Below are 20119 nucleotides of genomic sequence, written 5' to 3'. Positions count from 1 at the left end.
GCCTATCAGATGAAATAATCAGTTTCTTACTGGAGTGAGTATGTACGCCGCCGAGTTTTTGACCGTAGCCTTGATTCACTTGTTAGCGGTGGCGAGTCCCGGTCCGGATTTCGCCGTGGTGGTGCGCGAGAGTGTGACCCATGGCCGTCGCGCCGGAACCTGGACCGCGCTGGGTGTTGGTTCTGCGATTTTCCTTCACGTGGGTTACTCACTGCTCGGGATTGGCTTGATCGTGTCGCAGTCGATCGTGCTGTTCAACGCGTTGAAATGGGCGGCGGCGGCTTACCTGCTGTACATCGGCTTCAAGGCGTTGCGCGCGCAACCGGCCAAGCCCGTGGCCGAGGGCGAGTTGCACCGTGAAGTGGGTGAACGCACCGCGCGTGGGGCGTTTACTGCAGGGTTTGTGACCAATGGCTTGAACCCTAAGGCCACGTTGTTCTTTCTGTCGCTGTTTACGGTGGTGATTAATCCGCATACGCCGCTGGCGATTCAGGCCGGTTATGGGGTGTACCTGGCCGTGGCGACGGCGGTGTGGTTTTGTCTGGTGGCCATGTTGTTCAGCCAGCAGCGCGTGCGGGCTGGGTTTGCGCGCATGGGGCACTGGTTTGATCGGACCATGGGGGCGGTGTTGATTGCTATTGGTGTGAAGCTTGCGTTTACCAGCATGAAATGAGGCATGGTTTTTTTTCGGGTGGGGTAGATGGGGGGCATATCCGTTGCTGCGGTAACGGCTGCTTAGGGTTCCGCCCTTACGGCGGGTCACTTTTTTACAAGCGCCTAAAAAAGTAACCAAAAAACGCTTTGCCCCACCACTCGGTGCCTCGCCCAGGCTCGGCATGCCCTCACGCAGGCTTTGGACCGTGGGCCGCCGCAATGGGCCATCCCTGGCCCAGTGCGGCTAACCCGGCGTCCTGCCGGGTTACCCACGGATTCAAGCCTGCGTTCGGCCAGCGTGGTTAACGGGGCCTGTCAGATCAAGATCAACAGCAGATCAACAGCAGAGCACGGCGGCCTGGTAGCCGACCTGAGTGGTAGAAGCGAAAGTAGGGCAAAACACAGCAGAGGCAGATCAGAAGCAGAACTGCTTTTCTGTGGGAGCTGGCTTGTCGGACCGCCGAACTGCTGCGATGCAGACACATCGGTACATCAGGCATATCCAGTTGATGCTATCGCAGCGGTTCGGCGGTCCGACAAGCCAGCTCCCACATTGACGGTGTACAGCCTGAAGAGCAGCACACCCTCTACCTGATGCACCGAGGTCAAAATGTGGGAGCGGGCTTGCTCGCGAATGCGGCGGGTCAGTCACCAGATGCATCAACTGACACACTGCTATCGGGAGCGAGCCCCTTCCCACATTTATCCGAGTTCAGTTTCCAAGATCAGCTCGGCTGTAAGGCTGCCTAAGCTTTGCTTTTGATCTAACCACTCAGGTCGGCTACTAGGCCGTCGTGCTCTGCTTTTGATCTTGATCTGCTGTTGATCTTAGGCGCCCCGTTAACCACGCTGGCCGAACGCAGGCTTTGGAGCGTGGGTAACCCGGCAGGACGCCGGGTTAGCCGCGTTGGGCCAAGGATGGCCCATGGCGGCGGCCCACGGTCCAAAGCCTGCGTGAGGGCACACCGAGCCTAGGCGAGGTGCCGAGTGGTGGGGCAAGAGTCCTTTGCTTACTTTGGGGCTTTTCCAAAGTGAGTCGCCGTAAGGGCGAAACCCATAGCTGCCATGACGCTTATAACGGATATGTACTCCGTAGCCCGGTGACAACCATAAGGCTTGCAGATAGTTATCCCCCGATAGTGCCCACATTTCATCTCAGCAATGCTCCACTAATGGCGCAAAGCTAGCATTCATTGAGCGCTGCAAATCATTCCTTTGGCTGATTTAGCTGAAACACAAGCGCTCTAAAGTGCAGGTCTTCAAGCCAAGACCGTGCAGTCAGATAAGGGATTCGTATGTTGCAGACCCGTGTTATCCCGCCCGCCGAAGGCGCTTACCAATACCCGCTGTTGATCAAGCGCCTGTTGATGTCCGGGGCGCGCTATGAGAAGACCCGGGAAATCATCTACCGCGACAAACTGCGCTACACCTACCCAACCTTGATTGAACGCGTGGCCCGCTTGGCCAATGTGTTGACCGAAGCTGGGGTCAAAGCCGGTGACACCGTTGCGGTGATGGACTGGGACAGCCACCGTTACCTGGAGTGCATGTTCGCCATCCCGATGATCGGTGCGGTGATCCACACGATCAATGTGCGGCTGTCGCCGGAACAGATCCTCTACACCATGAACCACGCCGAAGACCGCTTTGTGCTGGTCAACAGTGAGTTTGTGGGCCTCTACCAGGCCATTGCCGGGCAGTTGACCACGGTCGACAAGACGCTGCTGCTCACCGACGGCGAATCCAAAACCGCCGAGCTGCCCAATCTGGTCGGCGAGTACGAAACCCTGCTGGCGGCCGCGAGCCCCCAGTACGACTTCCAGGACTTCGACGAAAATTCGGTCGCCACCACCTTCTACACCACCGGCACCACCGGCAACCCCAAGGGTGTGTACTTCACCCACCGCCAGTTGGTGCTGCACACCATGGGCGTGGCGACCATCATGGGCAGTGTCGACAGCGTGCGCCTGCTGGGCACCAACGACGTGTACATGCCGATCACACCGATGTTCCACGTCCACGCCTGGGGCTTGCCGTATGTGGCAACCATGCTCGGCTTGAAGCAGGTGTACCCCGGCCGCTACGACCCGGAATACCTGGTGGAGTTGTGGCGCAAGGAAAAGGTCACCTTTTCCCACTGCGTGCCGACCATCCTGCAAATGGTGCTCAACGCCAAGGCTGCCCAGGACGTGGACTTTGGCGGCTGGAAAATCGTCATCGGCGGCAGCGCGCTCAATCGCACGTTGTATGAAGCGTCCAAAGCGCGTGGCATTCAATTGACCGCCGCGTACGGCATGTCCGAAACCGGGCCATTGGTGTCCTGCGCCCATCTCAACGAAGAATTGATGGCCGGCAGCGAAGACGAACGCACCACCTACCGCATCAAGGCCGGCGTGCCCGGGCCGTTGGTGGAGGCGGCAATCATCGACGGCGACGGCAACTTCCTGCCCGCCGACGGCGAGTCCCAGGGCGAATTGGTGTTGCGTGCGCCCTGGCTGACCGAAGGCTATTACAACGAGCCGCAAAAGGGTGCCGAGCTGTGGGAAGGCGGCTGGATGCACACCGGCGATGTGGCCACCCTGGACGCGTTTGGCGTGATCGATATTCGCGACCGCATCAAGGACGTGATCAAGACCGGCGGCGAGTGGATCTCGTCCCTGGCCCTCGAGGACCTGGTCAGCCGTCACCCGGCGGTACGCGAAGTAGCGGTGGTGGGCATCGCCGACCCGCAGTGGGGCGAGCGCCCGTTTGCCTTGCTGGTGGTGCGTGATGGCCATGTGATAGGTGCCCGCGAGCTCAAGGAACACCTCAAGCCTTTCGTTGAACTGGGCCACTTGAGCAAGTGGGCCATTCCTAGCCAGATCGCCGTTGTTACTGAAATTCCCAAGACCAGTGTCGGAAAACTCGACAAAAAACGTATCCGCATCGACATCATTGAATGGCAGGCCAACAACAGCACGTTCCTGTCCACCCTCTGACGCCTCTCGCCGCGCCCGGTCGGGCGCGGCAATGCTCTATCTCGCGCCTCCACTTGTGATTTGCCAATTTTCAGCCATCCTTGCCTCGCCGGCCTTCGTCGGCGTGGCGAAAGGGTTGTGGCAGACGGGTTGGTGATGCAAATCACACTTTAGAGGGATCAAGCGATACCCCCCGCTGGCTATAGTCCCTTCCTGAGTTTTTCAAGGATGTTGTGCATCGGGCCATTGGGGCGCGGTTGCAATTTGGCATTGGAATCGTTGTATTCCGGCCGTTACAAGCATCCAGAAGACAGACTCACTGCCATAACAATAATGCACATGGAGTAGCGTCGATGACCTCAGTAAACCAGTTCTGGCGCCGGGCAAGACTGCCCCTGGCCGTCAGTCTCGCTTCTACGCTCGCCGGGCCCGCATTCGGCGTCAGTTTCAACATCGGTGAAATCGAAGGTAGCTTTGACTCATCCCTGTCGGTAGGGGCGAGCTGGTCGACTGCCGGTCGCAATAAAGACCTGATCGGTGCCAACAACGGTGGCAGGGGGTTATCGCAAACCTCCGATGACGGTCACCTGAACTTCAACAAGGGCGACTCCTTCTCGAAGATCTTCAAGGGTATCCATGACCTTGAGTTGAAATATGGCGACACCGGCATCTTTGTGCGTGGCAAGTACTGGTATGACTTCGCGCTGCAAAACGAAGACCTGGACTTCAAGAACGTCAGCAACGACAACCGTAAAGAGGGCGCCAAGTCCTCTGGCGGGCAGATTCTCGATGCCTTCGTCTACCACAACTACACCATCGCCGATCAGCCGGGTAACGTGCGTCTTGGCAAGCAGGTCGTGAGCTGGGGCGAAAGTACGTTCATTGGCGGCGGTATCAACTCGATCAACCCGATCGATGTGTCTGCATTCCGCCGTCCGGGCGCCGAGATCAAGGAAGGCCTGATTCCGGTCAACATGTTCTACGTGTCCCAGACCCTCACCGACAACCTCTCCGCAGAGGCGTTCTACCAGTTGGAGTGGGACCAGACCGTGGTGGATAACTGCGGTACGTTCTTCTCGCAGCCGGACGTGATTGCCGATGGTTGCAGTAACAACCTGCGCGTCTTGAACAAGCGTTCCACCATTCCTGGCGCGGCGTTGCCAACCCTTAACGCGCTTGGCGTCGATGTGAACAACGAAGGCGTGCTGGTGCGTCGTGGCGGTGATCGTGATGCACGCGACAGCGGCCAGTTCGGCGTGGCCATGCACTACAACTTCGAGCCGCTGGACACTGAGTTCGGCGCGTACTTCATGAACTACCACAGCCGTGCGCCGATCTTCAGCGCAACCGGTGCGCCAAACTCGGCCTACACCCGTCCGCTGGGGCCATTGGCGGCATTGCGTCCGTTGATCGTGGCGGGCAGTTCGAATTACTTCGTTGAGTACCCGGAAGATATCCGCCTCTATGGTTTGAGCTTCTCCACCACGTTGCCTACCGGCACCGCCTGGAGTGGCGAGTTGAGCTATCGGCCAAACGCGCCGGTACAGCTGAGCACCACCGATATTCTGTATGCGGGCGTCACACCGATTCCGGGCTTCGGCAATGCGTCGGTGCTCAAGGGCACGCCGGGTCAGGACCTGCATGGCTACAACCGCAAGGAAGTGACCCAGTTCCAGACCACCTTCACGCACTTCTTCGACCAGGTGATGGGCGCCACCCGCCTGACAACCGTGGGCGAAATCGGCGTGACCCACGTGGGCGGCCTGGAGAGCAAAAACCAGGCACGTTATGGCCGTGATCCGGTCTTTGGTCCCGGCACCCTGCCTGGCGGTTTCTGCAACGCACTCAACAATTCGACAGCCAACGGCGCAGGCCTGCCCAATGCGTCCGGCCTGAACACCAACTGCAACAATGACGGCTACACCACGGCGACGTCCTGGGGTTACCGCGCCCGGGCGATCTGGGAATACCCGGATGTGTTTGCCGGTGTGAACCTCAAGCCCAACGTGGCCTGGTCCCATGACGTCAAAGGTTACTCGCCAGGCCCTGGCGGCAACTTTGAAGAGGGTCGCAAGGCCGTCAGCCTGGGTGTCGATGCCGAGTACCAGAACACCTACACCGTCGGCCTGAACTACACCAACTTCTTTGGTGGCAAATTCACCACGGTGGATGATCGCGATTTCATCGCTCTGAGCGCCGGCGTGAACTTCTAAGCAGACTCTTTTCAGATGCATGTAATTCAGGAAGAACCAGAACATGAAAATAACTAAAAGTCTGTTGCATGTGGGTGTGCTTGGGCTGTCGATCATGGCGGGGAGCGTCATGGCGGCAGTCTCGGCGGATGAGGCGGCCAAACTGGGCACGACCCTGACACCGATGGGCGCTGAAATGGCCGGTAACGCGGCCGGCACCATTCCGAAATGGTCGCCACTGCCGACCAATGCCGGCGCTGTGGATGCCCGTGGTTTCCTGGCCAATCCGTATGCCAGCGAACAACCGCAGTTCACCATCACCGCGCAGAACGTCGAGCAGTACAAAGACAAGCTGGCGCCGGGGCAGTACGCGATGTTCAAGCGTTACCCGGACACCTTCAAGATGCCGGTCTACCCGACGCATCGCGGCGCCACGGTGCCGGCCGATGTGTTTGCCGCTATCAAGAAGAACGCCACTACCACCAACCTGGTGTCGGGCGGCAACGGCCTGGAAAACTTCGAAACCGCTGTGCCGTTCCCGATTCCCAAGAGCGGTGTTGAGGTTATCTGGAACCACATCACCCGTTATCGCGGCGGCAGTGTGACCCGTCTGGTTACCCAGGCCACCCCGCAAACCAATGGTTCGTTCAGCCTGGTGTACTTCCGCGACCAGTTCGTGTTCCGCGACAAGATGAAGGACTTTGACCCGAAAAACCCGGGCAACGTGCTGTTTTACTTCAAGCAGCAAGTGACCGCGCCGGCGCGTCTGGCCGGTGGTGTACTGCTGGTGCACGAAACCCTCGACCAGGTCAAAGAGCCGCGTTCGGCGTGGGTCTACAACGCCGGCCAGCGCCGTGTACGCCGGGCACCGCAAGTGTCCTATGACGGGCCGGGCACCGCTGCCGATGGCCTGCGTACCTCTGACAACCTCGACATGTACAACGGCGCGCCCGACCGCTACGACTGGAAGCTGGAAGGCAAAAAAGAAATCTACATCGCCTCCAACAGCTACAAGATCGACGATCCGAAACTCAAGTATGTCGACATCATCAAGGCCGGCCACATCAACCAGGACCTGGCACGCTATGAGCTGCGCCGCGTCTGGCACGTGGTCGCGACCTTGAAGGAAGGCCAGCGCCACATCTACGCCAAACGTGACTTCTTCATCGACGAAGACACCTGGCAAGCAGCCGTCATCGATCACTACGACGGTCGTGGCCAGCTGTGGCGCGTCGCCGAAGCCCATGCCGAGAACTACTACGACAAACAAGTGCCGTGGTACGCCCTGGAAACCCTCTACGACCTGCAGTCCGGCCGCTACCTCGCACTGGGCATGAAGAACGAAGAGAAGCAGGCGTATGACTTCGGCTTCACCGCCACCACCAGTGACTTCACCCCGGCCGCCTTGCGCCAGGACGGTGTTCGCTAAGCAGCACTCGCTCGACAATGTGGGAGGGGGCTTGCTCCCGATAATGCTGTATCAGTCACTCAATACATCGACTGATCCACCGCTATCGGGAGCAAGCCCCCTCCCACTTTTGTTCGTGGTGCTCCGGCTGGGATATTTTTTGTCGCAGTTCTTTTTCAGGCAAATGTTGCAAAGATCTACAAACCTGCCGCTTTTACCGCTAGTCTGCGGACATCTGCAATGCCGACAACAGCCTTCTACAAGAGCCCGGCGATGACTGATCTGTCCCGAATCCAAGGGCCTGCAAGCGCTATGATTCCGACGCTGGAAGCGCGCTTCTACAGGCCTCCGTTGCCTGACGGCTATGTGCTGCGCCCACGCCTGTGCGAGCGGCTGAGTGCCGGGCTGGAAGGCCGGCTGTTACTGGTCAGCGCCCCGGCCGGGTTCGGCAAGAGTTCGTTGGCGGTGGAGTTCTGCCAGAGCCTGCCCGCCCATTGGCAAAGCCTGTGGTTGGGTTTGAGCCCTCGGGATAACGACCCCGGCCGCTTCCTCGAGCGCCTGCTCGACGGTTTACAGCAATACTTCCCACAGCTCGGCGCCCAGTCCCTGGGCCTGCTGAAAATGCGCCAGCGTCACCAACCCTTTGCCTTTGAAGAGTGGCTTGATGGCTTGCTCGATGAGCTGACGCTGCACTTGTCCACGCGCGCGCCAATATTGCTGGTGCTGGATGACTACCACCTGGCCCAGGGCCCGGTGCTGGATCGCTGCCTGCAATTTTTCCTCAACCATTTGCCCGATGGGCTGCTGGTCATGGTCACCAGCCGCCAACGCCCGGACTGGCATCTGGCGCGGCTGCGGTTGTCGCGGCACCTGCTGGAGCTGCACGAACACGACCTGCGCCTGACCCATGACGAGTCGCTGGCGGTGTTGGACCGGCACAGCAACTCGCTGCGCGGCGAGGCCCTGGATAACTTGATTCGTCGTAGTGAGGGCTGGGTGGCCGGCCTGCGTTTCTGGTTGCTGGCCATCTCCGAAGCCGGCGATGAGGCCGTGTTGCCGCAACACTTGCACGGCGGCGAAGGGCTGATTCGTGATTATTTGCTGGAAGAGGTCATCGACTGTCTGCCGGTTGAAGTGCAAGCGTTTTTGTACGACACCGCGCCTCAGGATCGTTTCTGCAGTGAGCTGTGCGACGCCGTGCGCGAGGCCCACGACAGCGCGGAAATCCTTGGGTATTTGCAGGCCCACCAAGTGTTTCTGGTGCCGCTGGACGAGCAGGGCCACTGGTATCGCTACCACCATCTGTTTTCCGACTTGCTGCGCACCCGCCGTGCCAGCAATGCCACGTTGACGATTGCCAGCCTGCACCTGCGGGCCTGCCGCTGGTTCAACGCCCAGGGTTTGATTGACGAGGCGGTGGAGCAGGCGTTGCGCGCCGGCCACCTGGATGTGGCGGCGAACCTGGTGCAAAACCTGTCGGAGGAGCAACTGCTCGCCGAACAGAATGTCGGCATGCTGTTGCGTTGGAAGATGGACTTGCCCGATAGCCTGCTGATCAGCACGCCGCGGTTGATCGTGCTCTACAGCTGGGCGTTGGGGCTGGCCTGCCAGTTGGATGCGGCAGAAGAGTTGTCCGGCTATCTCAGTCGCTTCCTGCCGGCGCCGTCGGCCACTGCGCAAAAATCGATGCTGGCGCAATGGCTGGCGCTGAGCGGGATCATCGCTCGCGGCCGAGGCGATCGCGAGTTGACCCAGCGCTATTGCAGCGAGGCGTTGGAAAGCTTGCCGCACAAGCGTTACGGCCAGCGCCTGATGTGTTTGTCGACCCTGTCCAACCTGGCCATCGTCGACGCTGATCTGTGGCGCGCCCGTGGCCTGAACCGCGAATCCCTGGAGTTGGCCCAGCGCGTCGGCAACCCGCTTTTCGAAGCGTTGGCCCACTATGATCGGGCGCGTGTCCTACAAGCGCGCGGCGAAATCCTGCGTTCTCTGGATGAAGTGCGCCAAGGCTTGCAGCGCTTGCAGGGCCTGGCGCCCCAACGCCTGTACGCCGTGCGTGCGCGGTTATCGCTCTACGAAGGTTATTTGCTGCTGGTGCGTTACCAGCCCGAGGCCGGCCTTGCGCGCTTACGCGCCGGCTTGAGCGAGGCCCGCGCCTGCCGGGATATCAGTGTGTTGATCGGGCATTGCGTCATCGCCAGCTTTGAAGGACGGCGTGGCGATTTTCCAAAAGCCTTCGCCGAACTCGCCGAAGCCGAGCGCTTGATGCATATCTGGGATGTGCCGCCGATTTACTACTTGGCGATGATCACCCTGATCAAATGCGAGCTGTGGCTGGCCCAGGGGCGCACTGACCTGGCCGACGCCTGGTTGGCGCGGTTGGGCCAAACCTACAACGGCGAGCACGCCGCGGCCGCCCCGGAGTTTCACCCACACCTGCCGCAACACATCGGGCTGCAACAGGCCGCGCTGGATGCGACTCGGCATCAGCCCGCCGCCGCATTGGAGCGCCTCGAAGACCTGGCGCAACAGGCGCATAACAGTGGGCGCCAGATGATTGCCCTGATGGCGCTGACCCAGCAGGCGTGTTTACTGCTGGAGAGTGGCCAGGAAGCCAAGGCGCGGCCGATAGTCGTTAAGGCCCTTGAAGCCGCCGCCGGTGGTGCGTTACAGCCGTTCCAGCGCCTGCTGGAACGTTACCCGGACTGGATGCGTGAGCAACTGGGCAAAGACCCCCATGGTTTGCTGAACCAGAGTCTGTTGGCGCTGTTGCCGGCAGTCGCTGACGCGCCGGCGGCGCCCAGCCACGAAACGCTGAGCACCCGCGAATTGGCGGTGCTGCAACTGATCGCCCAAGGCTGTTCGAACCAGGAAATCAGCAATCAGTTGTTCATTTCCCTGCACACGGTGAAGACCCACGCCAGCCATATCAACAGCAAGTTGGGCGTGGAGCGTCGCACCCAGGCGGTAGCGCGGGCCAAGTCGATGGGCTTGCTGGCCTGAAACTACCGCGCGGTCGGACACGCTTTGAGGGACGTGTCCGCCGCCTGGCCGATCAGGGCGGCGAAGCGTTTGAGGTTGTGCTGGTGCGCCACCACCAGGTCGTCGATGCTCGGGCCTGCGGGCGTCTGCAAGGTGGAGCGGCAGGTCAACGGCGGGCGGTCACCGCCGCTGGTTGGCCTCAGGCGCCAGCGCACGTCGAGCAGCGCATATTGCCCGGGCACCGAGTCAAAACGTTGAACCTCAACGCGCAACGACACGGCTTGCCGCGCATGACGGTTCGCCAGTTGATCCACCAGCGCAGTTTTCAGCTCATCGGCCAGGCTGGCGGCCCACCACTGGGTGTCCAGAATCGCCACGCCACTGTCGCCCTGACGAATCACGATCTGCGCCCGGTCAACCTGTGGCGGCACGCTGATGCTTTCAATGCGAATATCGCTCGCCTGCGCTTGGGTCGCGTTATTCCAGTGCGCCGGCGTCAGGGTGTGGAATGCAATCGGCTCACTGCGACACGCCGCGAGTAGCACCAGTGCGGCAATCAGCGTGATGTTCAAGGGACGGGTCATGGCGGCTCCAGTGCTCATTTGCGAGGTGGCCCTTGCAGGTCCAGTGGCGCGGCGTTGTCGGGGCGACCGCGAATCAGTGATTCCGGATGGCGACCGAGGTAGTCCGACAGTTCGCGCAAGGAGCGCGACATGCGTGCCAGTTCATCCAGGGTTTGAGTCAGTTGTTCACGTTGCGGCGAGTCTTCGGCCAGGGTCGAGTTGGCCGATTGCAGCGTCTTGCTCACGTCACCCAGCGTGGTCTGCACGCCGGGCAGGGTTTTCGCGTTGAACTGGGCGAGCCCTTTGCGCAGCTCGACCAGGCTGCTGTCGAGGTTGCCCGCAATGCGCTCGATCGGCAGTTGGTTGAGCTTGTTGACGATGCCTTCGAGTTTTTCCTGCAGTTGTTCCAGGTTGCCGGGAATGGTCGGAATGTTGACTGGGCGCAGGCTCGGGTCAAACGCAACTTTGTCGGCTTTCGGGAAGAAATCCAGGGCGATATACAGTTGGCCGGTCAGCAGGCTGCCGCTGCGCGCCTGGGCACGCAGGCCGTTTTCGATAAACGTGCCCATCAAGCGAACGCCGCCCGCTTCGTCGTTGGGGTCATGATTGGTGGCCTTGAGCAGCTTGGTGTTGGCTTCCCCAAGCAATTGCGGATAAATCACGATGCCGACGTTGATCGGAAAGCTGCGTTTCTTCGCATCGTAATCGAGGTTGATTGACACCACTTTGCCGAACTCGACGCCGAGGAATTCCACCGGTGCTCCGACTTTCAGGCCGCGCAGGGCCTGATCAAACCGCAAGGCCATATATTGCCCTTTGCCATTGGGCGGGGCGAGGGCGCTTTGCTGGTCGTCGAACAGCTCATAGACGTGATCTTCAGCGGCCGGTTTGTCGTTGGGGCTGTAGGGCGGCGCCTGGAAAGCGATGCCTCCCGCCAGCATCGACGACAGCGACTCGGTTTTCAGCGCGAAGCCATTGGCGCCGACGCTCAGGTCGATACCACTGGCGTTCCAGAAGCGCGTGTTTTCGGTGACATACACATCATTGGGCGCATGCACGAAGACTTCGATATTCACGCCTTTGCCGTCGTCATCCAGCTCATAGGCCACCACCTGGCCGACTGAAATTTTGCGGTAATAAACCGGCGAGCCGATGCCCAGTGAACCCAGGCTCTGGGTATGCAGGGTAAAGCGTTTGCCCGGTTCGCCATAGGTGATGGGCGGCGGGTTTTCCAAGCCTTTGAAGTGTTTGGCGCGGGTGTCGGACTGGCCGATGTCGGCACCGATGTAGTCGCCGGACAGCAAGGTGTCGATGCCGGACACGCCACCGGCGCCGATGCGCGGGCGGACGACCCAGAATTTTGAGTCTTCGCGGGTGAAGCTTTCCGCTTGCTTGGCCAGCTTGATCGTGGCGTTGACGCTCTTCTGGTCGTCACTCAAAGCCACGTCAGAGACCTGGCCGATTACCACGTTGCGATATTTGACCTCGGTTTTGTTGGCGACCAAGCCACTGCCGGTCTTGAAATTGAGGACGATGGTCGGCCCCTGTTGCAGCACGCTGTGAACCACCAGCGAAATGCCCACCAGCACCGCCACAATCGGCACGATCCACACCAGCGAAACGCTGAAACGTCGGGTCTTGATCGCGGGTGAGCCGACCGGGGTATCAGTGTTGGGTGAGCTCATCCGAGGTCTCCTCATTGGCTGGGTTTTCCCAGATCAGCCGTGGATCAAAACTCATGGCTGCCAGCATCGTGAAGACCACCACCAGGCCAAAAAACAGAATGCCCAAACGCGGCTCAATGGTGCCCAGTGCCTGGAATTTCACCAGTGCGGCCACCAGCGCGACCACAATCACATCGAGCATCGACCAGTAGCCGATCAGCTCGACAAACCGAAACAGCTTCGAGCGCTCCTTGCGCGCCCACAGGCTGTTGCGCTGCACGCTGACCAGCAGCAGCGTCAACGACACGAACTTGATCCCGGGCACCGCAATACTGGCAATGAAAATGATCAGGGCGATATCCCAGGCGCCGTGCTGCCAGAACTCCAGTACGCCGCTCATGATGGTGCTGTCCGCCCCCGAACCGAACATCGTTGTGTTCATCACCGGCAACAGATTCGCCGGGATATAAAACGCGAGCGCCGTGAGCATATAGGCCCAGGTGCGCGTCAGTGAATGAATCTTGCGCCGGTGCAGCGGCGCGCCGCAGCGCTCGCACTCGCTGGGCTCGTCGCGCATGTCGCACGACAGGCCGCAGGTGTGGCATAGGCACAGGTTCAGCTCGCGGGCGGTCGGAGGCGAATTCATACGGTGTCCCACAAGTCGCGCACATCGCGCCCGGCGATGCGGATCAGCAACAGGGCCAGGGCGGCGAGGGCAAACAGGCCGGTGCCGGGTATCACGTCGAGCATGCCGGCCAGTTTGAACACGGCCACCATCGAGCCCAGCAGGCAGACTTCGAGCATGCTCCACGGCCTGAGCGCTTCCAGCCAGCGCATGCACAGTTTGAACGCCGGTGAGCGCCTGCCGGACAAGGCGAAACTCAACACCCAGATCAGCAACAGCAACTGAAACACGGGCGCGATGATGATGGAAATCGCCGCCACCAACGCAATGAAGGTGATCGGCCCGAGGCTCAACGCAACCACCGAATCCCACAGGGTCGCGCTGCTTTTCAAGCCTTGCAGGCTGATGCTCATCACCGGGTAAAAGTTGGCGAAGGTCCACAATACGGCCGCCGTGATCGTCAGCGCGAGTCGCTGTTGCACTGACAATCCGTTGTAGCGTTGCAGCACGCCTGCACAGCGGGTGCACAGGGCTTTTTGATGTCTGGCGAGCGTGACCTTTTCGTACACGCAATCGCAGTGTTCGCAGATGACCCGTTGATTCGCCATAAGTCTTGCTCCAAACGCGACGCTGCGGTGTTGGACAGTGCTACGGGTTGCTGGCGCTTGAGTAGATTAGCAGTTGAGGCATCACAGGCTTGATCCCTTCCGGATCAGGGGCAAGGTCAACCATACTGCGTCTGAAATGTGCCATAGAGTGTGCAGGAACGCCCATGAATATCGAAAAAGCCGCGCTGATCCGCGAAACCTTCCCAGTCGGCCCGTTGCAGTGCAACTGCACCATTATCGGTGACCCGATCACCAAAAAGGCCATCGTGGTCGACCCAGGCGGCAATCACGAGCTGATCCTGGCACGCCTCGACGCGCTGGGTTTGAAGGTGGTGAGCATCATCCATACCCATGCGCACCTCGATCACTTCCTGGCGTCCGGCCAGCTGAAAGAGAAAACCGGTGCCACCCTGCATTTGCACAAGGAGGATCAATTCCTCTGGGACAACCTGGAAATGCAGTGCCAGATGTTCCGTGTGCCCTACACGCCGGTGCCGCCGCCGGATCGCTGGCTGGAAGATGACGAGGAGTTGGCCTGCGGTTGCGGGGTGGCGCTGCATACGCCGGGGCACACACCGGGCTCGATGAGCTTCTGGTTTGCCGATGCCAGGTTATTGATTGCCGGAGACACCTTGTTCAAGCGCGGCGTGGGCCGTACGGACCTGTGGGGCGGCGACCAGGCGACCATCGTGCGTTCGATCAAGCAGCGTTTGTATACCCTGGATGAGGGCGCAACCGTGGTGACCGGGCATGGGCCGGACACGCGTCTTGGCGATGAAATGCGTGAAAATCCGTTCGTAAGGGCGTAGGTATCTGTGCGGATACCCACTGGCAACCGTTCGACGATCCCGATGAAGAAAATGACAATTCCCGTTCAGGAAGTCTCTGCTAGGGTTTTAGAGCGCGCATCGGTTGTAGCGCGCAGGCCTGCCGGGCATGGAATTTTTACCGTTTGTCGTGTTCCAAACTCGGCACAGGTCTATTGCCAATGTCCTCTGCATCACAGAATGCAAAAGTAGGAGCTTCCTTCATGTTCACTTCGCGTCGTCTGCTTGTCGTTGCCACGGCTGTTGCCTTGTTGTCCGGCTGTGCGTCTCCTAACCCTTATGATGGTAGCCAAGGACAGGCAAACGGCTCATCGGGCATTAGCAACACCGCCAAATACGGTGGCCTGGCTGCATTGGCCGGTGGTCTGGCCGGTGCCGCGATCGACCACAATAACCGTGGCAAGGGCGCCCTGATTGGTGCTGCCGTCGCGGGCCTGGGTGGTGCGGGCTATGGCTACTACGCCGACCAGCAGGAAAAGAAACTGCGGGCCAGCATGGCCAATACCGGGGTGGAAGTTCAGCGCCAGGGCGACCAGATCAAGCTGATCATGCCGGGTAACATCACCTTTGCTACCAACTCGGCGGACATTGCCGGCAGTTTCTACACGCCGCTGAACAACCTGGCCAACTCGCTCAAGCAGTTCAACCAGAACACTATCCAGATTGTCGGCTACACCGACAGCACCGGTAGCCGCCAGTTGAACATGGACCTGTCCCAGCGTCGTGCGCAAAGCGTGGCCAACTACCTGACCTCCCAAGGTGTCAGCCCGACCAACCTGAGTGCACGCGGCGCTGGCCCGGATAACCCGATTGCCAGCAACGCCGATGTGAATGGTCGTGCCCAGAACCGTCGCGTGGAGGTTAACCTCGGCCCGATTCCTGGTCAGCAATACGGTCAGCCTGGGCAACAGCAGCAACAGCAACAGGCGCCTCAACAGAACAATCAGTTCCAGGGCAACCCGTACCAGCAGTACCAGTAAACATCCGCCACAAAAAAAGGGCGCTATGCAGTCAATGCATGGCGCCCTTTTTGGTGGCTGTCGTTTACATCAGTCGATGTATTCGAACACTTTGACGATTTTCTGCACGCCGGACACACCCTGTACCAGGTTGGCCGCGCGGGTGGCTTCTGCCTGGGTCAGCAGGCCCATCATGTAGACGATGCCATTATCGGTGACGATCTTGATGCGCGAGCCGGGTACACCGCTGTCGGTGAGCATCTGCGCCTTGATCTTGGTGGTCAGCAGCGCATCGTTGCTGATGGCCAGCAGGGTGATCGGGTCCATGACCTGCAGCTCGTTGTGGACCTTCTTGACCCGCTGGACCGTCGAGGCGGCTTGTTCGGCCTGGGCCTTGAGGTCGGCACGCGGCGTCTGCCCGGCCAGCAGTACCACGCCGTTGAAGCTGGTGACCACAATGCGCGAGGCGCCGTTGCCCAGGTCGGTAGCGGCCTTGGCGACGTTGACCTTGACCTTGGTTTCGATCAGCGAATCGTCGATGGTGCTGCCAAAAGTGCGTGTGCCCCGGTCATCCTGAATGGGTGTGTCACGTGTCGCAGTGATTGCCGTGCTGCAGCCGCTGATGGCGAGGCACAGCGTAATGGCCAAAAGGCTGATGCGGTTAACGGTCATTCTTCACTCCCGAACAGTTGGCTGTCGATCAAATCGCACAGGCAATGGATCGCCAGCAGGTGGACTTCTTGAATACGTGCGGTGACATTGGCCGGGACGCGGATCTCCACGTCTTCAGGCAACAGCAGCGAGGCCATGCCGCCGCCATCGCGACCGGTCAATGCTACGACAATCATTTCGCGATCATGTGCGGCCTGGATCGCTTGAATAATGTTTGCCGAGTTGCCGCTGGTGGAAATCGCCAGCAACACATCACCCGGTTGGCCAAGGGCACGGATCTGCTTGGAGAAGATTTCGTTGTAGCTGTAGTCGTTGGCGATCGAGGTGATCGTCGACGAGTCGGTGGTCAAGGCGATGGCCGGCAGGCTCGGGCGCTCGCGCTCGAAGCGGTTGAGCAGCTCGGAGGAAAAGTGCTGGGCATCACCGGCCGAACCGCCGTTGCCGCACGAAAGCATTTTGCCCTCGTTGAGCAAGGCATTGACCATGACCTGACTGGCTTGCTCGATGTGCGGTGCAAGTACGTCCATCGCCTGTTGCTTGGTGTCGATGCTGGCCTGGAAAAGCTGGCGAATTCGGGATTGCATGTCCATCTGTGTGACCTTAAGTAGCGCGGCTGTTTGGCACAGGAATGTGCAGCCCGCAAAGCAAAGAGCAAAAGTGTGTGGTGAAGATGTCCGGCGAATCAGCTGTCGAAGGCATCTTTGAGCCAGTTCGGATCAGCAGGACCAGACGGTGTGCTTTCTATGGCAACCACATCGAAACGGCAGGGGTAGTCAGCCCAGCGATGCTCTTTTTGCAGGAAAAACTGCGCAGCGAGTATCAGCTTCTGACGCTTGCGCCCGTCGATACTGGCGAGCGCGCCACCCCATTGTGCGTGTTTTCTGTAGCGGACTTCGACGAATACTACTGTATCGCCGTCAAGCATGACCAGATCAAGCTCACCGCGTTTACACAACCAGTTCTGCGCCAGAAGGCGCAGACCCTGTTGTTGAAGGTACTCGAGAGCTTGCAGTTCGGCATCCTTGCCGCTTTGTGCGCTGGACCGCTCGGGCATCAGCGCGGGGTGTCCGGCAGACGCTGGATAGCACCGCCGACGAACTTCGCCCACGGCATCTGGCGGTCAACGCGCTGGTTGGCGCTGATGCCCAGGTTGCCCGAGAGACCGTCAACGCGGGTGTCCGGCAGCGCCTTGAGTTGGCCCAGGCGCGGTGCCAGGCGGTAGGCGTCCACGCCCATCGCATACAGGCGGCCGAGGCTGCCATTGGCCTGTGGCCATTGCGCGGCAACCTGGTTGCGCAGCGGGTCGGTGGTGTTGAGCAGCCAAGGGGTTTCGCAGAACATCACGTTAGTCATGTCCAGGTACTGGTTTTTGTCGCCACTGGCGCTGAATACGTGGGACGTCGCATACACAGGCACATCACCGGCGTACTGGAAGTTCAGGGTCGGTTTGATCTGTTGGGCCAGTTGCGGTGTCACGGCCAGGAAGATGAACTCGATGTCCTGGCGGCGCGAAGGTTGCGCCGCTACGTCGGTGCCGACGGTGTTTTGCAGGCTCTTGGCGCGACCTTCGCTTTTACGCAGTTGGAACAGGTCGGCAATCTGTTGGGCCAGGGCGACCGGCTGATCGACATATTCGACGCCGACGACGGTGCCGCCATTGGCTTCCCAGTCCTGACGGAAGGCCTTGTAGACACGCTCGCCCCATTCGCCACGGGGCACCATGGCGGCGGCGCGATGCAAGCCGTCGGCGCGGGCGCGGCGCGAGACTTCGCGGGCTTCGTCTTCAGCAGCCAGGCCGAACTGGAACAGTTGCGGCGGGTTTTGATCGACTTCGCTGTAGTTCAACGCCAGGGTGGTAATCGGCAGCTGCGGGCGAGCAGCCAGTTGTTTGACCAGCGGTTTCTCCAGCGGGCCGACCACCAGTTGTACGCCGGCAGCCTGGGCCTTGGCGTAGAAGTCGTCGATGGAGGTCAGGCGCGAACTGTCATAAAACTCGATGACTGGCGGCTTCTGTCCGGCTTGTTCCGCCTGGTAGTGCGCGGCCATGAAGCCTTCGCGCAGTGCCTTGCCGACCGAGGCCAGCGGACCTTCCTGTGGCAGCAGAAGGGCGATTTTGCTCAGGGGCTGGCTGGCCAGCTCCTTGAGTTTGGTCAGCGGGGTTGGCAGATCCACCGCCGCTGGATGGCCCGGGTTCTGAGCGCGCCAGGTATCGATAGCGGCTTGTTGCTGCTCCAGGGTTCCAGCGCCCTTGACGGCCTTGGCCAGGCTGATCCAGCCGTCGAGTGTCGGGTTGCCGCTGGCTTGCAGTTGTTCGGCCGGTAGCGCGGCAATCAACGTCCAGATGGCTTCGTGGTTGCTCTTGGCGGGGTCACCGGTCAGCAGCGGGGCCATGGCGACACGCTCGCGAGCGGCTGCGAGGGTCTGGCCATCTGCTTCATAAGCGCGCGCATGCACGGTGCCGGTACGGACCTGCTGGTCTGTCGGCAGCTCCTTCAGGCTTTGCAGGCTGGGATGGTTCAGGGCGGCCAGTGCAGCCTTCGGCTGATTACGCGCCATGGCCAATTCGGCAGCCAGCGTGCTGGCAAATACTTGCGCGGCCGGCTTCAGGACATCCAGGGGCACCTGCGCAAGAATCTGCGACGAACGGCCAGGATTGTTCTGGTGGTAGGCCAGGTCTGCCGCACTCAGGCGCAACAACGCGGCCTTTTCTGGCGTCTTGGCGGAAGTGGCCTGTTCGAGCAGTTGCTCGATACTGGCGTCCGGGGTCCGGGGGAGGTCGCCAAGGCTGGACGAGGGCGAGCTGGCGCAAGCGGCCAATAAGGCAGCGAGGCAGAGGGCGGAGAGCAGCCGCAGGCAAGCGATCATGTAAGTGTTCCTGATACCGATCAAATTAGCGTGGAATTGTACCCAAGCACTGGCCCAGGCGCGATGTTACTGGCGTTAAACCATCGATTTAGGTCATGTAAATGTTGCTATTCGTCATCGGCGGCTGAAAAGGCATCTGCGCTGATGGCATATTTTCAAGGCGCCTACGCGTTACAATGCGGCTTTTGCCAACCATCGAGGTGTGCGTTTTGACTGCTCCAGGTCCTTTGAATTCCACTGCAGGCTCGCTTTTTGTCGTGGCGACGCCCATTGGCAACCTGGACGACATCAGTGCCCGGGCGCTGAAAGTGCTGCGCGAGGTAAAACTGATCGCGGCAGAAGACACGCGGCACTCCCAGCGTTTGATGCAGCATTTTGGTATCAGCACACCATTAGCTGCCTGCCATGAACACAACGAGCGCGAAGAAGGCAGCCGTTTTATCACGCGCTTGCTGGCCGGTGATGACGTGGCGTTGATCTCGGATGCCGGCACGCCGTTGATTTCCGATCCCGGCTACCACCTGGTCCGCCAGGCCCGTGCCGCTGGTATCAATGTAGTGCCTGTTCCGGGGGCGTGCGCGCTGATTGCTGCATTATCGGCGGCCGGGTTGCCCTCGGACCGGTTTATCTTTGAAGGTTTCCTGCCGGCCAAGGCGGTTGGTCGTCGCGCGCGTCTGCAAGCGTTAAAGGAAGAACCGCGCACCTTGATCTTCTACGAAGCCCCGCACCGCATCCTGGAATGTTTGCAGGATATGGAACTGGTGTTTGGCGGCGAGCGCCTGGCACTGTTGGCGCGGGAGCTGACCAAGACCTTCGAAACCCTCAAGGGCTTGCCGCTTGAAGAGTTGCGAGCCTTTGTCGAGGGCGACAGCAATCAACAGCGCGGCGAATGTGTGGTGCTGGTGGCCGGTTGGACGGCGCCGGAAGATGAAGATGCCGTGGGCAGCGAAGCCATGCGAGTGCTGGATCTGTTGCTCAAGGAGATGCCACTCAAGCGTGCAGCAGCCTTGGCGGCTGAAATTACCGGTGTGCGTAAGAATGTGCTTTATCAGGTCGCGCTGGATAAACAGAAAGCCGAATAGTTCCGGGGTTAAACCGGTATTCCGTCTGAACGTGATGGCATTGCTGTACTTTAATACTTGT

The 20119-nt window shown here is 60.2% G+C and carries 16 protein-coding genes; 8 read left to right on the top strand and 8 right to left on the bottom strand.

What is annotated here, in order from left to right:
* Positions 1 to 40: 40 nt before the first annotated feature.
* The 5 genes from JFT85_RS11260 to JFT85_RS11240 all read left to right on the top strand — a co-directional run bounded on the left by JFT85_RS11260 (position 41) and on the right by JFT85_RS11240 (position 10214).
* A complete protein-coding gene (locus JFT85_RS11260; protein ID WP_053254450.1) occupies positions 41 to 673 on the top strand; it encodes a LysE family translocator in 633 nt (210 codons plus the stop codon).
* Between the two features lie 1276 nt (positions 674 to 1949).
* On the top strand, positions 1950 to 3632 hold the full coding sequence (locus JFT85_RS11255) for a fatty acid--CoA ligase (protein WP_073637288.1): 1683 nt from the start codon (positions 1950 to 1952) through the stop codon (positions 3630 to 3632).
* Positions 3633 to 3964: 332 nt separating this feature from the next.
* Positions 3965 to 5824 (top strand): DUF1302 domain-containing protein, encoded by a 1860-nt coding sequence (locus tag JFT85_RS11250; RefSeq protein ID WP_053254452.1) that lies wholly within the window; start codon positions 3965 to 3967, stop codon positions 5822 to 5824.
* A 43-nt stretch (positions 5825 to 5867) separates the two neighbouring features.
* Positions 5868 to 7232, top strand: coding sequence for a DUF1329 domain-containing protein (locus tag JFT85_RS11245; RefSeq protein ID WP_053254453.1), 1365 nt, complete (start codon positions 5868 to 5870; stop codon positions 7230 to 7232).
* Positions 7233 to 7484: 252 nt separating this feature from the next.
* Positions 7485 to 10214 carry a helix-turn-helix transcriptional regulator gene (locus tag JFT85_RS11240; protein WP_201229862.1) on the top strand — a complete coding sequence of 910 codons (2730 nt, stop codon included), beginning with the start codon at positions 7485 to 7487 and terminating at the stop codon, positions 10212 to 10214.
* Between the two features lie 2 nt (positions 10215 to 10216).
* Here JFT85_RS11240 and JFT85_RS11235 read toward each other — a convergent pair whose 3' ends face one another.
* Genes JFT85_RS11235 through JFT85_RS11220 form a run of 4 tightly spaced genes read right to left on the bottom strand, consistent with a single transcriptional unit; the run spans position 10217 to position 13653 of the window.
* Positions 10217 to 10777: a PqiC family protein gene (locus JFT85_RS11235; RefSeq protein WP_053254455.1), complete on the bottom strand. Its 561-nt coding sequence runs from the start codon at positions 10775 to 10777 to the stop codon at positions 10217 to 10219.
* Positions 10778 to 10791: 14 nt separating this feature from the next.
* Positions 10792 to 12441 (bottom strand): PqiB family protein, encoded by a 1650-nt coding sequence (locus tag JFT85_RS11230; protein ID WP_053254456.1) that lies wholly within the window; start codon positions 12439 to 12441, stop codon positions 10792 to 10794.
* Positions 12422 to 13066, bottom strand: a complete 645-nt coding sequence (locus JFT85_RS11225) for a paraquat-inducible protein A (RefSeq protein ID WP_053254457.1) — start codon at positions 13064 to 13066, stop codon at positions 12422 to 12424. Before JFT85_RS11225 ends, JFT85_RS11230 begins: the two co-directional genes overlap by 20 nt.
* Positions 13063 to 13653 carry a paraquat-inducible protein A gene (locus JFT85_RS11220; protein ID WP_053254458.1) on the bottom strand — a complete coding sequence of 197 codons (591 nt, stop codon included), beginning with the start codon at positions 13651 to 13653 and terminating at the stop codon, positions 13063 to 13065. The genes JFT85_RS11225 and JFT85_RS11220 overlap by 4 nt, the downstream gene beginning before the upstream one ends.
* 164 nt (positions 13654 to 13817) lie before the next feature.
* Between JFT85_RS11220 and JFT85_RS11215 the strand changes: the two genes are divergently transcribed.
* Positions 13818 to 14462, top strand: a complete 645-nt coding sequence (locus JFT85_RS11215) for an MBL fold metallo-hydrolase (protein ID WP_064450752.1) — start codon at positions 13818 to 13820, stop codon at positions 14460 to 14462.
* 221 nt (positions 14463 to 14683) lie between these two features.
* Positions 14684 to 15460, top strand: coding sequence for an OmpA family protein (locus JFT85_RS11210; protein WP_053254460.1), 777 nt, complete (start codon positions 14684 to 14686; stop codon positions 15458 to 15460).
* A gap of 69 nt (positions 15461 to 15529) precedes the next feature.
* On the opposite strand, the gene JFT85_RS11205 is transcribed toward JFT85_RS11210, so the two are convergent.
* The 4 genes from JFT85_RS11205 to JFT85_RS11190 form a co-directional block, all read right to left on the bottom strand.
* Complete coding sequence (locus tag JFT85_RS11205) at positions 15530 to 16111, bottom strand: BON domain-containing protein (RefSeq protein WP_073637286.1); 582 nt, start codon at positions 16109 to 16111, stop codon at positions 15530 to 15532.
* Complete coding sequence (locus tag JFT85_RS11200; RefSeq protein ID WP_007904374.1) at positions 16108 to 16701, bottom strand: phosphoheptose isomerase; 594 nt, start codon at positions 16699 to 16701, stop codon at positions 16108 to 16110. Before JFT85_RS11200 ends, JFT85_RS11205 begins: the two co-directional genes overlap by 4 nt.
* 92 nt (positions 16702 to 16793) lie before the next feature.
* Positions 16794 to 17165: a YraN family protein gene (locus JFT85_RS11195; protein ID WP_053254462.1), complete on the bottom strand. Its 372-nt coding sequence runs from the start codon at positions 17163 to 17165 to the stop codon at positions 16794 to 16796.
* Positions 17165 to 18976: a penicillin-binding protein activator gene (locus JFT85_RS11190; RefSeq protein ID WP_078827758.1), complete on the bottom strand. Its 1812-nt coding sequence runs from the start codon at positions 18974 to 18976 to the stop codon at positions 17165 to 17167. The genes JFT85_RS11195 and JFT85_RS11190 overlap by 1 nt, the downstream gene beginning before the upstream one ends.
* A gap of 176 nt (positions 18977 to 19152) precedes the next feature.
* Between JFT85_RS11190 and rsmI the strand changes: the two genes are divergently transcribed.
* A complete protein-coding gene (gene rsmI / locus JFT85_RS11185; protein ID WP_139372189.1) occupies positions 19153 to 20058 on the top strand; it encodes a 16S rRNA (cytidine(1402)-2'-O)-methyltransferase in 906 nt (301 codons plus the stop codon).
* Positions 20059 to 20119: the final 61 nt, after the last annotated feature.

Source organism: Pseudomonas sp. TH04 (assembly GCF_016651355.1).
GTDB lineage: Bacteria > Pseudomonadota > Gammaproteobacteria > Pseudomonadales > Pseudomonadaceae > Aquipseudomonas > Aquipseudomonas fluorescens.
This window is presented reverse-complemented; position numbering and strand designations above follow the sequence as displayed.

What these genes read in the sequence shown, in the direction of transcription:
- JFT85_RS11260 (WP_053254450.1), top strand. Translation starts at nt 41, where the DNA reads ATGTACGCCGCCGAGTTTTTGACCGTAGCCTTGATTCACTTGTTAGCG.
- JFT85_RS11255 (WP_073637288.1), top strand. Translation starts at nt 1,950, where the DNA reads ATGTTGCAGACCCGTGTTATCCCGCCCGCCGAAGGCGCTTACCAATAC.
- JFT85_RS11250 (WP_053254452.1), top strand. Translation starts at nt 3,965, where the DNA reads ATGACCTCAGTAAACCAGTTCTGGCGCCGGGCAAGACTGCCCCTGGCC.
- JFT85_RS11245 (WP_053254453.1), top strand. Translation starts at nt 5,868, where the DNA reads ATGAAAATAACTAAAAGTCTGTTGCATGTGGGTGTGCTTGGGCTGTCG.
- JFT85_RS11240 (WP_201229862.1), top strand. Translation starts at nt 7,485, where the DNA reads ATGACTGATCTGTCCCGAATCCAAGGGCCTGCAAGCGCTATGATTCCG.
- JFT85_RS11235 (WP_053254455.1), bottom strand. Translation starts at nt 10,777, where the DNA reads ATGACCCGTCCCTTGAACATCACGCTGATTGCCGCACTGGTGCTACTC.
- JFT85_RS11230 (WP_053254456.1), bottom strand. Translation starts at nt 12,441, where the DNA reads ATGAGCTCACCCAACACTGATACCCCGGTCGGCTCACCCGCGATCAAG.
- JFT85_RS11225 (WP_053254457.1), bottom strand. Translation starts at nt 13,066, where the DNA reads ATGAATTCGCCTCCGACCGCCCGCGAGCTGAACCTGTGCCTATGCCAC.
- JFT85_RS11220 (WP_053254458.1), bottom strand. Translation starts at nt 13,653, where the DNA reads ATGGCGAATCAACGGGTCATCTGCGAACACTGCGATTGCGTGTACGAA.
- JFT85_RS11215 (WP_064450752.1), top strand. Translation starts at nt 13,818, where the DNA reads ATGAATATCGAAAAAGCCGCGCTGATCCGCGAAACCTTCCCAGTCGGC.
- JFT85_RS11210 (WP_053254460.1), top strand. Translation starts at nt 14,684, where the DNA reads ATGTTCACTTCGCGTCGTCTGCTTGTCGTTGCCACGGCTGTTGCCTTG.
- JFT85_RS11205 (WP_073637286.1), bottom strand. Translation starts at nt 16,111, where the DNA reads ATGACCGTTAACCGCATCAGCCTTTTGGCCATTACGCTGTGCCTCGCC.
- JFT85_RS11200 (WP_007904374.1), bottom strand. Translation starts at nt 16,701, where the DNA reads ATGGACATGCAATCCCGAATTCGCCAGCTTTTCCAGGCCAGCATCGAC.
- JFT85_RS11195 (WP_053254462.1), bottom strand. Translation starts at nt 17,165, where the DNA reads ATGCCCGAGCGGTCCAGCGCACAAAGCGGCAAGGATGCCGAACTGCAA.
- JFT85_RS11190 (WP_078827758.1), bottom strand. Translation starts at nt 18,976, where the DNA reads ATGATCGCTTGCCTGCGGCTGCTCTCCGCCCTCTGCCTCGCTGCCTTA.
- rsmI (WP_139372189.1), top strand. Translation starts at nt 19,153, where the DNA reads ATGCGGCTTTTGCCAACCATCGAGGTGTGCGTTTTGACTGCTCCAGGT.